Raw genomic sequence first — 16191 nt, forward strand, 5'->3', positions numbered from 1 at the left:
GGCCGAGCCGGGTGGGTCGGCATCGGCGCGGCGTCCCCTCCTGTGCGAGGGGTTTTTTCGTTTCTCAAGGACACAGCCGCAGGCAGAGACGATCGATGGAGCTTTGAGGATCATGAGCGAGACGAACCCCGCTGCCCCCGCCGAGGTGGCCGCGCCGCACCGCTACACGGCCGCCCTGGCTGCCGAGATCGAGGCACGCTGGCAGGACTTCTGGGACGTCGACGGCACCTACGCGGCACCGAACCCGAAGGGTGACCTGGCCGGCGACGCCGAGCTGGCCGCCCGGCCCAAGAAGTTCATCATGGACATGTTCCCGTACCCCTCGGGTGCGGGCCTGCACGTCGGTCACCCGCTGGGCTACATCGCCACCGACGTCTACGCCCGGTTCCAGCGCATGACCGGCCACAACGTCCTGCACACCCTGGGCTTCGACGCCTTCGGCCTGCCCGCCGAGCAGTACGCCGTGCAGACCGGCACGCACCCGCGCGTGTCCACCGAGGCCAACATCGAGAACATGAAGGCCCAGCTGCGCCGGCTGGGTCTGGGTCACGACAAGCGCCGGTCGTTCGCCACGATCGACCCGGACTACTACAAGTGGACCCAGTGGATCTTCCTGCAGATCTTCAACTCCTGGTACGACGACGAGGCCCGCAAGGCCCGCCCGATCTCCGAGCTGATCGCCCAGTTCGAGTCCGGTGAGCGCGCCGTACCGGGCGACCACGGGCGCGCGTGGAACCAGCTGACCGGCGCCGAGCGCTCCGAGGTCCTGGGCGAGTACCGCCTGGCCTACGCCTCCGACGCGCCCGTCAACTGGTGCCCCGGCCTGGGCACCGTGCTGGCCAACGAGGAGGTCACCGCCGACGGCCGCTCCGAGCGCGGCAACTACCCGGTCTTCAAGGCCAAGCTGCGCCAGTGGAACATGCGCATCACCGCCTACGCGGACCGGCTGCTGGACGACCTGGAGGAGCTGGACTGGCCCGAGGCCATCAAGCTGCAGCAGCGCAACTGGATCGGCCGCAGCGAGGGTGCCCGCGTCGACTTCCCGATCGACGGCGAGCGCATCACGGTCTTCACCACCCGCCCGGACACCCTGTTCGGCGCGACCTACATGGTGCTGGCCCCCGAGCACCCGCTGGTCGACAAGTTCACCCCGGCCGCCTGGCCGGAGGGCACCCACGACGTGTGGACCGGCGGCCACGCCACCCCGGCCGAGGCCGTCGCCGCCTACCGCGCGCAGGCCGCCTCGAAGTCCGACGTCGAGCGCCAGGCCGAGGCCAAGGACAAGACCGGCGTCTTCGTCGGCGCGTACGCGACCAACCCGGTCAACGGCGAGCGGATCCCGGTCTTCATCGCCGACTACGTCCTGATGGGCTACGGCACCGGCGCGATCATGGCCGTCCCGGCGGGCGACCAGCGCGACTTCGAGTTCGCGCGCGCCTTCGAGCTGCCGATCCACTGCATCGTCGAGCCGACCGACGGCCGGGGCACCGACACCTCGACGTGGGAGGACGCCTTCGGGTCGTACGACGCGAAGATCATCAACTCCGCCAACGACGAGATCTCCCTGGACGGCCTGCCCGTCGCCGAGGCCAAGGCGCGCGTCACCGAGTGGCTGGCGCGCAAGGGCATCGGCGAAGGCACCGTCAACTTCCGCCTGCGCGACTGGCTGTTCAGCCGCCAGCGCTACTGGGGCGAGCCCTTCCCGATCGTCTACGACGAGGACGGCATCGCCCACTCGCTGCCCGAGTCGATGCTGCCGCTGGAGCTGCCGGAGGTCGAGGACTACTCGCCGCGCACCTTCGACCCGGACGACGCCGACACCCAGCCCGAGACGCCGCTGTCGCGCAACGAGGAGTGGGTCAACGTCACCCTGGACCTGGGCGACGGGCCGAAGAAGTACCGGCGCGAGACCAACACCATGCCCAACTGGGCCGGTTCCTGCTGGTACGAGCTGCGCTACCTGGACCCGCACAACAGCGAGAAGCTGGTCGATCCCGAGATCGAGCAGTACTGGATGGGCCCGCGCGAGGGTCAGCCGCACGGCGGTGTCGACCTGTACGTCGGCGGCGCCGAGCACGCCGTGCTGCACCTGCTGTACGCCCGCTTCTGGTCCAAGGTCCTGTACGACCTGGGGTACGTCTCCTCCGCGGAGCCGTTCCACAAGCTGTTCAACCAGGGCATGATCCAGGCCTTCGTCTACCGCGACAGCCGCGGCATCGCCGTGCCGGCCGCCGAGGTGGAGGAGCGCGACGGCGCGTACTACTACGAGGGCGAGCGGGTCACCCGGCTGCTGGGCAAGATGGGCAAGTCCCTGAAGAACGCGGTGACTCCGGACGAGATCGCCGCCGAGTACGGCGCGGACACGCTGCGCCTGTACGAGATGGCGATGGGCCCGCTGGACGTCTCCCGGCCCTGGGACACGCGCGCGGTGGTCGGCCAGTTCCGGCTGCTGCAGCGGCTGTGGCGCAACATCGTCGACGAGAACACCGGCGAGGTCACCGTCACCGACGCCGAGCCCGGCGAGGACACGCTGCGTGCCCTGCACAAGGCGATCGACGGTGTGCGCCAGGACCTGGAGGGCCTGCGCTTCAACACCGCCATCGCCAAGGTCACCGAACTGAACAACCACCTGACCAAGGGTGGGGGCGCCGTGCCGCGGTCGGTCGCCGAGCCGCTGGTCCTGATGGTCGCCCCGCTGTCCCCGCACATCGCCGAGGAGCTGTGGCGCAAGCTGGGCCGCACCGACTCGGTCGTCCACCAGGACTTCCCGGTCGCCGACCCGCGGTACGTGGTGGACGAGACCGTGACCTGTGTCGTGCAGATCAAGGGCAAGGTCAAGGCCCGTCTGGAGGTGCCGCCGGCCATCTCCGAGGAGGAGCTGGAGAAGGTGGCGCTGTCCGACGAGAAGGTCGTCGCGGCGCTGGACGGCGCGGGCATCCGCAAGGTGATCGTGCGGGCGCCGAAGCTGGTCAACATCGTTCCGGCCTAGGACGGGGTCCGAGCGGACGGCCGACTACCGATACCGGAACACCCGGGGCCCCGGGCGCCGGGGGAATCCGGCGTCGGGGTAGTCCCCTACGGGCAGGTTCGGGGTTTTTCTGGAACTCCGGGCCTGCCCGCTGCGTTTACCGTTGAGAGCACAGCGGCTCGTGCCGCATCCGGCGGAGGAGGAGCGTCATGGAAGCAGTGATCACCGTGTTCGCCCTGTTCTTCCTGCTCTTCGTCGGCCTCGGCGCCTTCGTCACGATCAAGGCGTTCGGCGCCGCCAAGCGGGGAGTGGACCGTACGATCGCGCAGGCCAGACGCACGGTCGAGGACCACACCCTGCGTGCCAAGTCCTTCGCCCAGGTCGGCCCCGCCGGGGAGATCGCCCAGCTGCGGCTCTCGCTGCGCACCTCGATGCGCGCCACCCAGGAAGCGCTGTACGCGGGCGCGCCCGAGGACGAGTCGCTGAAGGAGTCCCTCGGCCTCTTCGAGCGGCTCAGCGCCCACGGCCGTGAGCTGGACGCCGACCTCAAGCGCCTGGAGTCCGAGCCGGACCGGGCCACGCTCGCCGCACGGCTGCCCGAGCTGCGCAGCCGCACCGAGCGCATCACCAAGTCCGCCGACTCCCTGCGCTGGGCCGCCCGGGACCGGGCCCGCCGCTTCTCCGAGGACGACCTGGACTCGCTCAGCGCCCAGATCGACGTCGAAGCCGGGGCCCTTCGCCACTGGACGCGGGACGAGCCCACACCGGCGCCCCCGCCGTGGCCCGACGCCCCGGCCGCCGCCGGCGGCCCCGAGGCACGGCAGCAGACCTGGCAGGAAACACCCGGCTCCCGCACCGCCGATGAGCCGGCGACCCGGGCGATCACCCCGCCGACGCAGCGCCCCTCCTACCCCTGGCAGAAGAAGCCGCGCCCGGAGAGCACCACATGACCGGTCCGCTTCCGGACCGGCAGACAGGGGCTGGGCTGCCGCGTGAGCGCTACGGCAGGTAACCTCCAGCTCATGTCCCGCCATGTCGCTATCGTCACCGATTCAACGGCCTACCTGCCGCCGCGGACGATGGAGCGTCACGGCATCACAGCGGTGCCCCTGACCGTGGTCCTCGGCGACCAGGCGCTCGAAGAGGGCACCGAGATCTCGACCCGTTCCCTGGCCCAGGCGCTCCAGAAGCGGCGCCCGGTCACCACCTCCCGCCCCAGCCCCCAGATGTTCGCGGAGACCTACCGCAGGGTCGCCGAGTCCGGCGTGAGCGGCATCGTCTCCCTGCATCTGTCCGCCGAGCTGTCCGGCACCTACGACGCGGCGGTCCTCGCGGCGCGTGAGGCACCGGTACCGGTACGGGTGGTGGACACCGGGATGGTCGCGATGGCACTGGGCTTCTGCGCGCTCGCCGCGGCCGAGGCCGCGGAGGCCGGCGGCACGGTGGACGAGGCCGTGACGGCGGCCGAGAAGCGGGCCGCGGGCACCTCCGCCTACTTCTACGTCGACACGCTCGACTATCTGCGCCGCGGCGGTCGCATCGGCGCCGCACAGGCCCTGCTCGGTTCCGCACTGGCCGTCAAGCCGCTGCTCCAGCTGGACGGTGGCCGCATCGAGCTGTTGGAAAAGGTCCGTACGGCGTCCAAGGCGATCGCCCGCCTCGAGGAGATCGTGGCCGACCGGGCGGGCGGCGCCGACGTCGACATCGCCGTCCACCATCTCGCCGCCCCCGAGCGGGCCGCCGCCCTCGCCGACCGGCTGAGGGAGCGGGTGCCCGGGCTGGCCGATCTGCATGTCAGCGAAGTCGGAGCGGTGATCGGGGCGCACACCGGGCCCGGGCTGCTGGGAGCGGTCGTCTCGCCGCGCTGACACCCCCGTTTCCCGGGCCGCTGTCACTCGTGCGAGTGGTGGAGTTCTCCACAACCGGGCGGTGATCCCCGGGAATTGACCAAGATCATCGTGAAGTGGCGAGATGTTCCATCCTCGTCGCATGGCACTTCGATCACGCTCACGCACCGCCACCCCGACCAGCGGACCGGGCCGTGGCCCCACCTCCGACGGGCGCATCCGCCGCCACCCAGCCGACCGTCGCCGCGCCCGTCACCGCGTTCCCGCACCCGCGGAGGAGCTGCGCCGCCGTGCGGAACTCCTCTTCGGCGAACGAGCCGCGCAGTGGCGGGAGTCGGGGAACGCGCCGCCGGAGAGGCAGCAGCCGGCGCGTACGGCGATGGGGGTGGGGGCGGCGCCCGGGTCGAGGACGGCGACGCGGGTGGCGCCCGGGGTGGGGACGGCAACGGGATCGGCGTCAGGCGTGAGTACGGCGTCACCCGAACTCGCCGAGGCTCGTGTGCTGTCCACCGAGCTGGGGTCGGCTGCGGTGTCCGCGGAGCAACCGGCCGGTCCGGCAGACCAATCGGACACGGCGGAGCCCGTCCTGCCGGGCCTGCGGGAGCGGGCCGGGGTCGCTCTGCGGGAGCGGTTGCCGGTGTGGTTGCAGGTGCGGTGCGGGGTGGAGCGGCGGGGAGTGGTCGCGCTCACCGTGGTGCTCGTGGTGGCCGCCGTGTTCGCCGTCCAGCACTTCTGGTCCGGGCGGACACAGACCGTGAGCGCTCCCCAAGTGGTGCGTGCCGAGGCGCCGTTCGCCGGGAAGGAGGAGGGCGCGAAGTCCGGTGGTGCGGTGAGCGCCCCGGCGAAGCCGGGCGGGGAGATCGTCGTCGACGTCGGCGGCAAGGTGCGCAGGCCGGGGATCCGGCGGCTGCCGGCCGGCTCGCGGGTGGCGGACGCGTTGCGGGCGGCGGGCGGGGTGCGACCGGGGGTGAGTACCGAGGGGCTCAACCGGGCCCGTTTCCTGGTGGACGGCGAGCAGATCCTGGTCGGTGCGTCCGCAGGAGCGGCGGCCGCCCCGCCCGGGCCCGGCGGCGGTGCGGGTTCCGGACCGGTGGGGACGGGACCGGCGGCCCCGGTCTCCCTCAACACGGCGACCGTGGACCAGCTGGACACCCTGCCCGGGGTCGGCCCTGTGCTGGCCCAGCACATCATCGACTACCGCACCCGGCACGGCGGCTTCCGCTCGGTCGACGAGCTGCGCCAGGTCAACGGCATCGGCGACCGCCGCTTCGCCGACCTGCGGACCATGGTGCAGCCATGAGCGGGCCTTCCGAGCAGCCGCCGCCGACCGCGACCGACCTCCGCCTGGTGCCCCCGGCACTCGCGGCCTGGGCGACGGCTGCCCTGGTCCTCGATGCTCCGCCGGGCTGGAGTGCCGGCATCGCTCTGGCCTGTCTGCTCGCCGGAGCAGTCCTGCTGTCGGCCCGGCGGTGGGGGAGGCCGGTCGGGCCGCCCGCCCGGTTCGCCTGGGCCCGCGCCCCGGTCGCAGCCGTGCTCCTGTGCGTGGCCGCGGCCGCCGCCTCCGCCGGGCTGCACGGGGCGGATGTGCGGCGCGGGCCGGTGCCCGAGCTGGCGCGGCGGTTCGCGACCGTGACCGTCGAGGTCGAGCTGACCGGCGACCCCTGGCTGAGCAGGCCACGGGTGCGGGGTGATCACGCGGCGCCCGTGGCGGTGCTGGCCAGGGCGGAAGTGCGGCGCGTGGCGGAGGACGACGGGGCCGGGGTACGGACGCGGACTCCCGTGCTGATGGTCGTCGACACGGACGTGGCCGCGCCACGCGCCCCTCCCACGGGGGACGCGGCCGGTGTGCGGGGCACCAGCGGTGCACGCCCGGGCTGGCTCGGGCTGCTGCCGTCCACCCGGCTGCGCGTGAACGCCCGGCTGGCGCCCGCTCTGGTGGGCGGTGACCGGACAGCGGCCGTGCTGCGGGTGCGGAGCGAGCCCGTTCCGGAGCTAGTCACGGGGCCGAGCGGGCCGCAGCGGCTGGCGGGCCGGCTCAGGGCCGGGTTGCGGGAGGCGACCGAAGGACTGCCGGCGGACGCCCGGGCGCTGCTTCCCGGGCTGGTCGTCGGCGACACCTCCCGGATCACACCCGAACTGGACGACGCTTTCAAGGAGACGGACCTGGCGCACACCCTCGCCGTCTCGGGCAGCAACCTCACGATTCTGCTCGCGTTGCTGATCGGGCCGCCCGGTCTCGCCCAGCGCGTCGAGCGCCGTGGACTCGCCCCGCGCCTGGGGCTCTCGCTGCGGGCCACCGCCCTGCTCGCGGGAGCGCTCACGCTCGGCTTCGTGATCGTGTGCCGGCCCGACCCCAGCGTGCTGCGGGCCGCGGCCTGTGGCGCGGTCGCCCTGCTCGCCCTGGCGACGGGGCGCCGCAGATCCCTGGTCCCGGCGCTGGCCACGGCTGTTCTCCTGCTGGTGCTGTACGACCCCTGGCTGGCCCGCAGCTTCGGCTTCCTGCTCTCCGTGCTGGCCACCGGTGCGCTGCTCGTGCTGGCGCCCGGCTGGAGCGAGGCGCTGCAGCGGCGCCGGGTGCCGGCCCGGCTCGCCGAGGGGCTGGCCGCGGCCGCCGCCGCACAGGCCGTGTGCGCGCCGGTCGTGGCGGTGCTGTCGGCCCGGGTGAGTCTGGTGGCGGTGCCCTGCAATCTGCTGGCCGAGGTGGCGGTCGCTCCGGCCACCGTGCTGGGGTTCGCCGCGCTCGCCACGGCGCCGGTGGCGATGCCGCCGGCCAAGGTGCTGGCCTGGTGCGCCGGTTGGCCCGCCGGATGGATCGCGCAGATCGCCCGGACGGGGGCGGCGTTGCCCGGCGCGGGAGTGGACTGGCCGGGGAGCTGGCCCGGGGCGCTGCTGCTCGCGGCGGTCACCGTGGCCGTCGTCCTGGCCGGCCGGCGCCTGCTGCGGCACCCCTGGTGGTGCGGTGCGCTCGGTGTGCTGCTCCTGCTGGTGGTGATGCGGCCGGCGCCGCTGACCCGGGTGATCACGGGTTGGCCGCCGCCGGGCTGGCGGTACGCGATGTGCGACGTCGGGCAGGGCGACGCGACCGTACTGGCGGCCGGCGAGGGGGCCGGGGTGGTCGTGGACACCGGACCCGACCCCGCGCTGGTCGACCACTGCCTGCGGGAGCTGGGCATCACCCGCATCCCCCTGGTCGTCCTGACCCACTTCCACGCCGACCACGTCGCGGGGCTGCCCGGTGTCCTGCGGGGCCGCTCGGTGGCCGCGATCGAGACGACGGACTTCGAAGAACCGGCGGATCAGGCCGAGTTCGTGCGAAGGGAGGCGGCCGAGCGGCACATCCCGCTCACCCGGGCCGTGGCCGGCGAGGAGCGCCGCAGCGGACCGCTGGCCTGGCGGGTGCTGTGGCCACCCGCCGACCCGGCCCCGGGGCAGGCCGCGGTACCGGAGCCGGACGGACCGAACGACGCCAGTGTCACCCTGCTCGTCCGGTCCGGCGGACTGCGGATGCTGCTTCTCGGGGACCTCGAACCCCCGTCTCAGCAGGCCCTGTTGCACTCCCCGGCAGCGGCCCGGCTGGCGGGAGTGGACGTGCTGAAGGTGGCCCACCACGGCTCGGCCTATCAGGATCCGGACCTGATACGGCTGGCGGCCCCGCGGGTGGCGCTCATCTCCTGCGGCGCCGACAACCCCTACGGCCACCCGGCACCGGCGACCGTCGCCGCGCTGCGGGCCGGCGGGGCGGTGGTCCTGCGCACGGACCGGGACGGGGCGCTCGCGGTCGGCGGCGGCGGGACGGACGGGGAGGTGCGGGTGGCGAGAGACTGAGGGTTCGGCGAGAGACTGAGGGCGGGTGTTCGCCCAGACTGGGTGCATGAACCCAGCACAGGCAGACGCCTATCTCGGCCGCCTCGGTGCCGCCCGCCCGCCGCAGCCCACCACCGAGGCCCTGCGCGAGCTGCACCTGCGCCATCTGCGGACCGTGCCCTTCGAGAACCTGTCCATCCACCTCGGCGAGGAGATCGTGCTGGAGGAGAAGCGGCTGCTGGACAAGGTGGTCGAGGGGCGACGGGGCGGCTTCTGCTACGAACTCAACGGCGCGTTCGGGGCGTTGCTCGCCGCCCTCGGATAAGACGTCCAGCTGCTGGCGGCGCGGGTGTACGGGGACGAGGGGCGCCTCGGCATCCCGTACGACCATCTCGCGCTGCGGGTGCGGACGGCGGACGGCGGGGACTGGCTCGCCGACGTCGGGTTCGGGGCACACAGCCACTATCCGCTGGCCTTCGCGGAGCGTGCGGAGCAGCATGATCCCGGCGGGACGTTCCGGGTGGCGGAGGCCGGCCCGGACCCCGCCGGGGTGCTCGGTGGCGGGGGTGACTCGGCCGCGGCCCCGGACCTGGACGTCGTACGCAACGGCAGGCCGCAGTACCGGCTGGAGACGCGGCCCCGCGCGCTCGGGGACTTCGCGGCCGGGGCCTGGTGGCACAGCACCTCGCCGCAGTCGCACTTCACCCGGTCCCTGGTGTGCTCGCGGGTGACGGAGGACGGCGGGCGGATCACCGTCAGCGGCCGGGCGTTGACGACGACGGCCCCCGACGGGAGGAAGGAGACAACGGAACCGGGGACGGACGAGGAGGTGCTGGCGGTGTACCGGGAGCGGTTCGGGATCGGGTTGAGCCGGGTGCCGACCGTGCGGCATCGGAACGACTGATTCGGAAGGGCTGACCTGGCCGTTCGGTGTGCGGCGGGTGCCGGAGAATGGGGCGGTGAGCGATGTGAGACACGTGCTGGTGCTGCCCGACCGCGATGCCGCCGAGGAGGCGGCCGAGGCGCTCGGGGAGCGCTTCGCCGTCGACGAGGAGCCCCAGCTCGTCCGGGACGCCCTGGCCGGCGAGGACGACGCGGAGGACGCCCAGTGGCTGTTGGTCCTGCACGACGAGGACGGACGCCTGGACCCCGCCGAACTGGACGCCTTCGCGGGCGAGTGGGACGGCTGGCGCGAGGAGCCGTGACCCCGGGGCCGGCTCCGGGGGTGGTCCGGGACCGGTCGGAGCGCGCGGCCGGTTCGTTGTCAGTGCCGCGTGGGATGCTGTAGGCGATGGCCAGGAAGACTGCGAATGACGACCCTCTCGCCCCGGTGACCCTTGCCGTGGGCCAGGAGGACCTCCTGCTCGACCGTGCCGTGCAGGAGGTGGTGGCCGCCGCGAAGGCCGCCGACGCCGACACGGACGTACGGGACCTGACCCCGGACCAGTTGCAGCCCGGCACGCTCGCCGAGCTGACGAGTCCCTCGCTCTTCGCCGAGCGCAAGGTCGTGGTCGTACGCAACGCCCAGGATCTCTCGGCCGACACGGTCAAGGACGTGAAGGCGTACCTCGGGGCGCCCGCGGAGGAGATCACCCTCGTGCTGCTGCATGCGGGCGGTGTGAAGGGCAAGGGCCTGCTGGACGCCGCGCGCAAGGCCGGGGCGCGGGAGGTGGCCTGCCCGAAGATGACCAAGCCGGCGGACCGGCTGGCGTTCGTGCGAGGCGAGTTCCGGGGATTCGGGCGGTCGGCCACGCCCGAGGCGTGCCAGGCGCTGGTCGACGCGATCGGCAGCGACCTGCGCGAGCTGGCCTCGGCGGTGGCGCAGCTCGTCGCCGACGTCGAGGGGACGATCGACGAGGCCGTCGTCGGGCGGTACTACACGGGGCGGGCCGAGGCGTCCAGCTTCACCGTCGCCGACCGGGCGGTGGAGGGTCGTACGGCGGAGGCGCTGGAGGCGCTGCGGTGGTCGCTGGCCACCGGGGTGGCCCCGGTGATGATCACCAGCGCGCTGGCCCAGGGGGTGCGGGCGATCGGGAAGCTGTCGTCGGCGCGCGGCGGCCGGCCCGCCGATCTCGCCCGTGAGCTGGGCATGCCGCCGTGGAAGATCGACCGTGTGCGCCAGCAGATGCGGGGCTGGACGCCGGACGGGGTGGCCGTGGCGCTGCAGGCGGTCGCCGAGGCCGACGCGGGCGTGAAGGGCGGCGGTGACGACCCCGAGTACGCGCTGGAGAAGGCGGTCGTGACGATCGCCCGGGCCGCGCGGTCCAGAGGGCGGGGCTGAGCCTCCGGCCGGAGCGGTGATCCAGTCGCCCGGTGGCCGTCGGCGAGGAGAATCGGAGCTGTCAGCCGTACATCGCCGAAACACTGGAAGGTGGCGATCGACATGGCTGAACATCCGCACGCAGCCCTGGTCCGTAAGGGTTACGACGCCTTCTTCCGAGCCGACATGGACGCCCTGCGGGAGCTGATGACGGCGGACGTGACCTATCACGCGCCCGGCAGCCATCCGCTCTCCGGCGACTTCAAGGGCCGGGACGCCGTGATCAAGATGTACGGCAAGCTCTTCCAGGACAGTGGCGGCAGTCTGCGCCTCCAGCTGCGCAGCGTGTTCGTCGACGGCCGGGGGCATGTCGTGGCCCTGCACCACGTCACCGCGGAACGCGGGGACAAGCGCTACGGGGAGGAGGGATGCCTCGTCCTCAGGATCGTCGGGGACAAGATCACCGACATCGACGAGTGCGTACCGGACATCGACAGGAACAACGCCTTCTGGTCGTGACGCGAAGGCCCGGGGCGGCCATGCCGAAGGCCCCGCCGCCCACCCTGGGGAAGGGAGGGCACCGGGGCCTCGGACCAAGCTGGCGAGCCCGTTCCCGCGTGGCGAACGCAGGCCGCGAACAGGCTCTGGGGTGCCGGACGGGAGCGGATGAGAGAGGGCCCGCTCTGGGTCCTTCCGGCGGTCAGATCAGAAGGGAGTTTCAGCCCTTGAGGGACGTGACCTTGGAAGCAAGCGCCGACTTCTTGTTGGCGGCCTGGTTCTTGTGGATGACGCCCTTCGAGACGGCCTTGTCGAGCGCACGCGCGGCAGCGCGCTGCAGCTCGGTGGCCTTCTCGACGTCACCCGCGGCAGCGGCCTCACGGGCCTTGCGGATCGCGGTCTTCAGGGAGGACTTGACGGCCTTGTTGCGCAGCCGAGCCTTCTCGTTGGTCTTGATCCGCTTGATCTGGGACTTGATGTTCGCCACGAAGGAGCCTTTTCAGGTTCTGGTGCGGGGCCGCTCGGGTCCCGTACCGGTGATCCAAAAATTTTCTGTTCGTGCCTCGCGCTGAGAGGGCATGAGGCACAGCCATCTACAGTACCAGTGGCCCTCCGGGCGGCCCAAAACGGTCCCCGGTCCCTTCGCGTGGGACCATGGAGACTACGTATCGATCCGACCCGAGGCATAAGGCGCCTCAAGAGACAGGACCCTGCGTGCCCGCGACCCCTAACCATGTGCCCGAGCCGAGCCGTACCGCCCCGGCTCTGATCCGCAATTTCTGCATCATCGCGCACATCGACCACGGCAAGTCCACGCTCGCCGACCGGATGCTCCAGCTGACCGGTGTGGTCGAGCAGCGGCAGATGCGTGCTCAGTACCTCGACCGGATGGACATCGAGCGCGAGCGCGGCATCACGATCAAGTCCCAGGCGGTGCGTCTGCCCTGGGCCCCGACCGAGGGCCCCGACCAGGGCACGACGCACATCCTCAACATGATCGACACCCCGGGGCACGTCGACTTCACCTATGAGGTCTCGCGGTCGCTGGCCGCCTGCGAGGGGACCATCCTCCTCGTCGACGCCGCCCAGGGCATCGAGGCGCAGACCCTCGCCAACCTCTACCTGGCGATGGAGAACGACCTCACGATCATCCCCGTGCTGAACAAGATCGACCTGCCGGCCGCGCAGCCGGAGAAGTTCGCCGAGGAGCTGGCGAACCTGGTCGGCTGCGACCCGTCGGACGTGCTGAAGGTCTCCGCCAAGACCGGCCTCGGCGTCGACGCGCTGCTGAACAAGGTCGTCAAGGAGATCCCGGCGCCGGTCGGGGTCGCCGATGCGCCGGCCCGCGCGATGATCTTCGACTCGGTCTACGACTCCTACCGCGGTGTCGTGACCTACGTCCGTGTCATCGACGGCCAGCTCAACAAGCGCGAGCGCATCAAGATGATGTCGACCGGCGCGACCCACGAACTGCTGGAGATCGGCGTCAGCTCGCCCGAGATGCTCCCGGCGGACGGTCTGGGCGTCGGTGAGGTGGGCTACCTCATCACCGGCGTGAAGGACGTGCGTCAGTCGAAGGTCGGTGACACCGTCACCAGCCAGGCCAAGGGCGCCACCGAGGCGCTCGGCGGCTACAAGGACCCGAAGCCGATGGTCTTCTCGGGTCTGTATCCGCTGGACGGCTCCGACTACCCGGAGCTGCGCGAGGCCCTCGACAAGCTGCAGCTCAACGACGCCGCGCTGGTCTACGAGCCGGAGACGTCAGCGGCCCTCGGCTTCGGCTTCCGCGTGGGCTTCCTCGGCCTGCTGCACCTGGACGTGATCCGGGAGCGGCTGGAGCGCGAGTTCGGCCTCGACCTGATCGCCACCGCGCCCAACGTGGTCTACCGCGTGGTCATGGAGGACCGCACCGAGCACATCGTCACCAACCCGAGCGAGTTCCCCGAGGGGAAGATCGGCGAGGTGTACGAGCCGGTCGTGCGCGCCACCATCCTGGCGCCCACCGAGTTCATCGGCTCGATCATGGAGCTGTGCCAGACCCGGCGCGGCACCCTGCTCGGCATGGACTACCTCTCCGAGGACCGCGTCGAGATCCGCTACACCCTCCCGCTCGCGGAGATCGTCTTCGACTTCTTCGACCAGCTGAAGTCCAAGACCCGCGGCTACGCGTCCCTCGACTACGAGCCCACCGGCGAGCAGACCTCCAGCCTGGTCAAGGTCGACATCCTGCTGCACGGCGACAAGGTGGACGCCTTCTCGGCGATCACCCACAAGGACGCCGCGTACGCGTACGGGGTGCGGCTCGTCGCCAAGCTGCGCGAGCTCATCCCGCGGCAGGCCTTCGAGGTGCCGATCCAGGCCGCCATCGGCTCCCGGGTCATCGCCCGCGAGACCATCCGTGCCATCCGCAAGGACGTCCTCGCCAAGTGCTACGGCGGTGACATCTCCCGTAAGCGGAAGCTGCTGGAGAAGCAGAAGGAAGGCAAGAAGCGGATGAAGATGGTGGGTTCCGTGGAGGTTCCGCAGGAGGCCTTCATCGCGGTCCTGTCCAGCGATGACAGCGCGGGGTCGGGCAAGGGCAAGAAGTAACCAACGGTTACAGCGGGCTGTGTCCGCAAACCGGGCACAACAGGGGCTCGTCGTGCGAAAGCATGGCGGGCCCCTACGCGTGCGTAGCGTCGCTCTGCGTGGAAAGTGACAGGCCGATGCCCCTTACGCAGCGGCCGGTCGCGCCTTACCCTGATCCCTGCTCGATAGTTACTCGCGAGTTAAACAACAAGCCCGAACCTCACCCGTGAGTTAACCCAGCCGCACTTGAGCCAGCCGCACTGTCGCGGGCCCCGGAGGATGTCGTGACCGACACACAGACCCTGATCGAGAACCGTCCGCCGTCCGTCGCGGCCCTCTTCCTGGAGCGCGTGGCGGCCACACCGGACGCCGAGGCCTACCGCTATCCGGTCCCGGCCGCCTCCGGTCAGGGGCCCGACGACTGGAAGTCGCTGAGCTGGGCCGAGGCGGCGCAGCGGGTGTACGCGATCGCGGCCGGGCTCATCGAACTGGGTCTGCAGCCGGAGCAGCGGGTGGCGCTCGCCTCCTCGACCCGCGTCGAGTGGATCCTCGCCGACCTCGGCATCATGTGCGCGGGCGGCGCCACCACGACCGTCTACCCGCAGACCAATGCCGACGAGTCCGCGTTCATCCTCTCCGACTCCGAGAGCCGGGTACTGATCGCCGAGGACGCGGCCCAGGTCGCCAAGGCGGTGGAGAAGCGCGCCGAGCTGCCCACGCTGACCAAGGTCGTCGTCATCGACCCGGCCGGCGTCGAGACCGACGACTGGGTGACCACCCTCACCGAGCTGGAGCAGCGCGGCACCGCCTATCTGGAGAAGCACCCCGAGCTGATCAAGGAGCGGGTCGGCGCGCTCAGCAAGGACCAGCTCGCCACCCTCATCTACACTTCCGGCACCACCGGCCGCCCCAAGGGTGTGCGCCTGCCGCACGACAACTGGGCGTACATGGCGAAGGCCATCGCCGCGACCGGCCTGATCAGCGGCGAGGACGTGCAGTACCTGTGGCTGCCGCTCGCCCACGTCTTCGGCAAGGTCCTCACCTCCGGCCAGATCGAGGTCGGCCACGTCACCGCCGTCGACGGCCGCGTCGACAAGATCATCGAGAACCTTCCGGTGGTGCAGCCGACGTACATGGCGGCCGTGCCGCGCATCTTCGAGAAGGTCTACAACGGCGTCGCCGCCAAGGCCCGCGAGGGCGGCGGGGCCAAGTACAAGATCTTCCAGTGGGCCGCCGAGGTCGCCCGCGAGTACGCCAAGGTCTCGCAGGACAACTTCCGCCGCACCGGCAACCACGCCGTGCCGTTCGGCCTCGGCGCCAAGCACAAGGTCGCCGACGCCCTCGTCTACTCCAAGCTGCGGGAGGCCTTCGGCGGCCGGCTGCGCGCCTGTGTCTCGGGCGCCTCCGCGCTGGCCCCCGAGATCGGCTACTTCTTCGCCGGCGCCGGCATCCACATCCTGGAGGGCTACGGCCTCACCGAGACCTCCGCGGCCTCCTTCGTCAACCCGGGCGAGGCCTACCGCACCGGCACCGTCGGCAAGCCGCTGCCCGGCTGCGAGGTGCGCATCGCGGACGACGGCGAGATCCTGCTGCGCGGCCCCGGCATCATGGACGGCTACCACCAGCAGCCCGAGAAGACCGCCGAGGTGCTGGAGAGCGACGGCTGGTTCCACACCGGCGACATCGGCGAGCTGTCGCCCGACGGCTACCTGCGCATCACCGACCGCAAGAAGGACCTCATCAAGACCTCCGGCGGCAAGTACGTCGCCCCGGCCGAGGTCGAGGGCCAGTTCAAGGCGGTGTGCCCGTACGTCTCCAACATCCTGGTGCACGGCGCCGACCGGAACTACTGCACCGCGCTCATCGCCCTCGACGAGATCGCGATCCTGCAGTGGGCCAAGGAGAACGGCCTGGAGGGCAAGTCGTACGCCGAGATCGTCGCGGCCCCGCAGACGGTCGAGATGGTCGACGGCTACGTCAAGCAGCTCAACGAGGGCCTGCAGCGCTGGCAGACCATCAAGAAGTTCCGGCTGCTGCCGCGCGACCTGGACGTCGAGCACGGCGAGATCACCCCGAGCCTGAAGCTGAAGCGGCCGGTGGTCGAGCGGGCGTACAAGGCCCTGATCGACGAGATGTACTCGGGCACCCGCGAGGCGTGAGACAACCGCCCGGCCCCGGAAGGCACTTCGCCTTCCGGGGCCGGCGTGTGCCCGGAACAGGCGGAAAGGGCACGAGTGTCAGACCCG

General features: G+C 71.6%; 11 protein-coding genes and 1 pseudogene. 11 read left to right on the top strand and 1 reads right to left on the bottom strand.

Features of this window, described 5'->3' with window-relative positions; all coding sequences use genetic code 11:
* Positions 1-112 precede the first annotated feature (112 nt).
* The 9 genes and pseudogenes from leuS to ACIF83_RS02770 all read left to right on the top strand — a co-directional run bounded on the left by leuS (position 113) and on the right by ACIF83_RS02770 (position 11398).
* Entirely contained in the window at positions 113-2989 is a 2877-nt protein-coding gene (gene leuS, locus ACIF83_RS02730; protein WP_399722958.1) for a leucine--tRNA ligase, read from the top strand.
* 188 nt (positions 2990-3177) lie between these two features.
* Entirely contained in the window at positions 3178-3918 is a 741-nt protein-coding gene (locus tag ACIF83_RS02735; protein ID WP_393465125.1) for a hypothetical protein, read from the top strand.
* 72 nt (positions 3919-3990) lie between these two features.
* Positions 3991-4836, top strand: coding sequence for a DegV family protein (locus ACIF83_RS02740; protein ID WP_393465128.1), 846 nt, complete (start codon positions 3991-3993; stop codon positions 4834-4836).
* Positions 4837-4957: 121 nt separating this feature from the next.
* Positions 4958-6115 (top strand): helix-hairpin-helix domain-containing protein, encoded by a 1158-nt coding sequence (locus ACIF83_RS02745; RefSeq protein ID WP_399722961.1) that lies wholly within the window; start codon positions 4958-4960, stop codon positions 6113-6115.
* Complete coding sequence (locus ACIF83_RS02750; RefSeq protein ID WP_399722963.1) at positions 6112-8640, top strand: ComEC/Rec2 family competence protein; 2529 nt, start codon at positions 6112-6114, stop codon at positions 8638-8640. Before ACIF83_RS02745 ends, ACIF83_RS02750 begins: the two co-directional genes overlap by 4 nt.
* Positions 8641-8686: 46 nt before the next feature.
* Positions 8687-9523 (top strand): annotated as a pseudogene (locus tag ACIF83_RS02755) (arylamine N-acetyltransferase).
* A 55-nt stretch (positions 9524-9578) separates the two neighbouring features.
* Positions 9579-9824, top strand: coding sequence for a hypothetical protein (locus ACIF83_RS02760; RefSeq protein WP_393465139.1), 246 nt, complete (start codon positions 9579-9581; stop codon positions 9822-9824).
* An 86-nt stretch (positions 9825-9910) separates the two neighbouring features.
* A complete protein-coding gene (holA, locus tag ACIF83_RS02765; protein WP_393465142.1) occupies positions 9911-10900 on the top strand; it encodes a DNA polymerase III subunit delta in 990 nt (329 codons plus the stop codon).
* A 102-nt stretch (positions 10901-11002) separates the two neighbouring features.
* On the top strand, positions 11003-11398 hold the full coding sequence (locus ACIF83_RS02770; protein WP_393465144.1) for a nuclear transport factor 2 family protein: 396 nt from the start codon (positions 11003-11005) through the stop codon (positions 11396-11398).
* A 199-nt stretch (positions 11399-11597) separates the two neighbouring features.
* On the opposite strand, the gene rpsT is transcribed toward ACIF83_RS02770, so the two are convergent.
* Positions 11598-11864, bottom strand: a complete 267-nt coding sequence (gene rpsT, locus ACIF83_RS02775) for a 30S ribosomal protein S20 (RefSeq protein ID WP_067006864.1) — start codon at positions 11862-11864, stop codon at positions 11598-11600.
* A 227-nt stretch (positions 11865-12091) separates the two neighbouring features.
* On the opposite strand from rpsT, the gene lepA reads away from it, so the two are divergent.
* Together lepA and ACIF83_RS02785 are read left to right on the top strand one after the other, a co-directional pair.
* Complete coding sequence (lepA, locus tag ACIF83_RS02780; RefSeq protein WP_145878543.1) at positions 12092-13966, top strand: translation elongation factor 4; 1875 nt, start codon at positions 12092-12094, stop codon at positions 13964-13966.
* 263 nt (positions 13967-14229) lie between these two features.
* Complete coding sequence (locus ACIF83_RS02785) at positions 14230-16104, top strand: AMP-dependent synthetase/ligase (RefSeq protein ID WP_393465150.1); 1875 nt, start codon at positions 14230-14232, stop codon at positions 16102-16104.
* Positions 16105-16191 lie beyond the last annotated feature (87 nt).

The organism is Streptomyces sp. NPDC085866 (genome assembly GCF_044541035.1).
In the GTDB taxonomy this organism is placed as follows: Bacteria; Actinomycetota; Actinomycetes; order Streptomycetales; family Streptomycetaceae; genus Streptomyces.

Bases quoted from the DNA above. Each gene is read 5' to 3' on its own strand.
- ACIF83_RS02770 (WP_393465144.1), top strand. From the start codon at position 11,003: ATGGCTGAACATCCGCACGCAGCCCTGGTCCGTAAGGGTTACGACGCC.
- leuS (WP_399722958.1), top strand. From the start codon at position 113: ATGAGCGAGACGAACCCCGCTGCCCCCGCCGAGGTGGCCGCGCCGCAC.
- ACIF83_RS02740 (WP_393465128.1), top strand. From the start codon at position 3,991: ATGTCCCGCCATGTCGCTATCGTCACCGATTCAACGGCCTACCTGCCG.
- ACIF83_RS02745 (WP_399722961.1), top strand. From the start codon at position 4,958: ATGGCACTTCGATCACGCTCACGCACCGCCACCCCGACCAGCGGACCG.
- ACIF83_RS02735 (WP_393465125.1), top strand. From the start codon at position 3,178: ATGGAAGCAGTGATCACCGTGTTCGCCCTGTTCTTCCTGCTCTTCGTC.
- holA (WP_393465142.1), top strand. From the start codon at position 9,911: ATGGCCAGGAAGACTGCGAATGACGACCCTCTCGCCCCGGTGACCCTT.
- ACIF83_RS02750 (WP_399722963.1), top strand. From the start codon at position 6,112: ATGAGCGGGCCTTCCGAGCAGCCGCCGCCGACCGCGACCGACCTCCGC.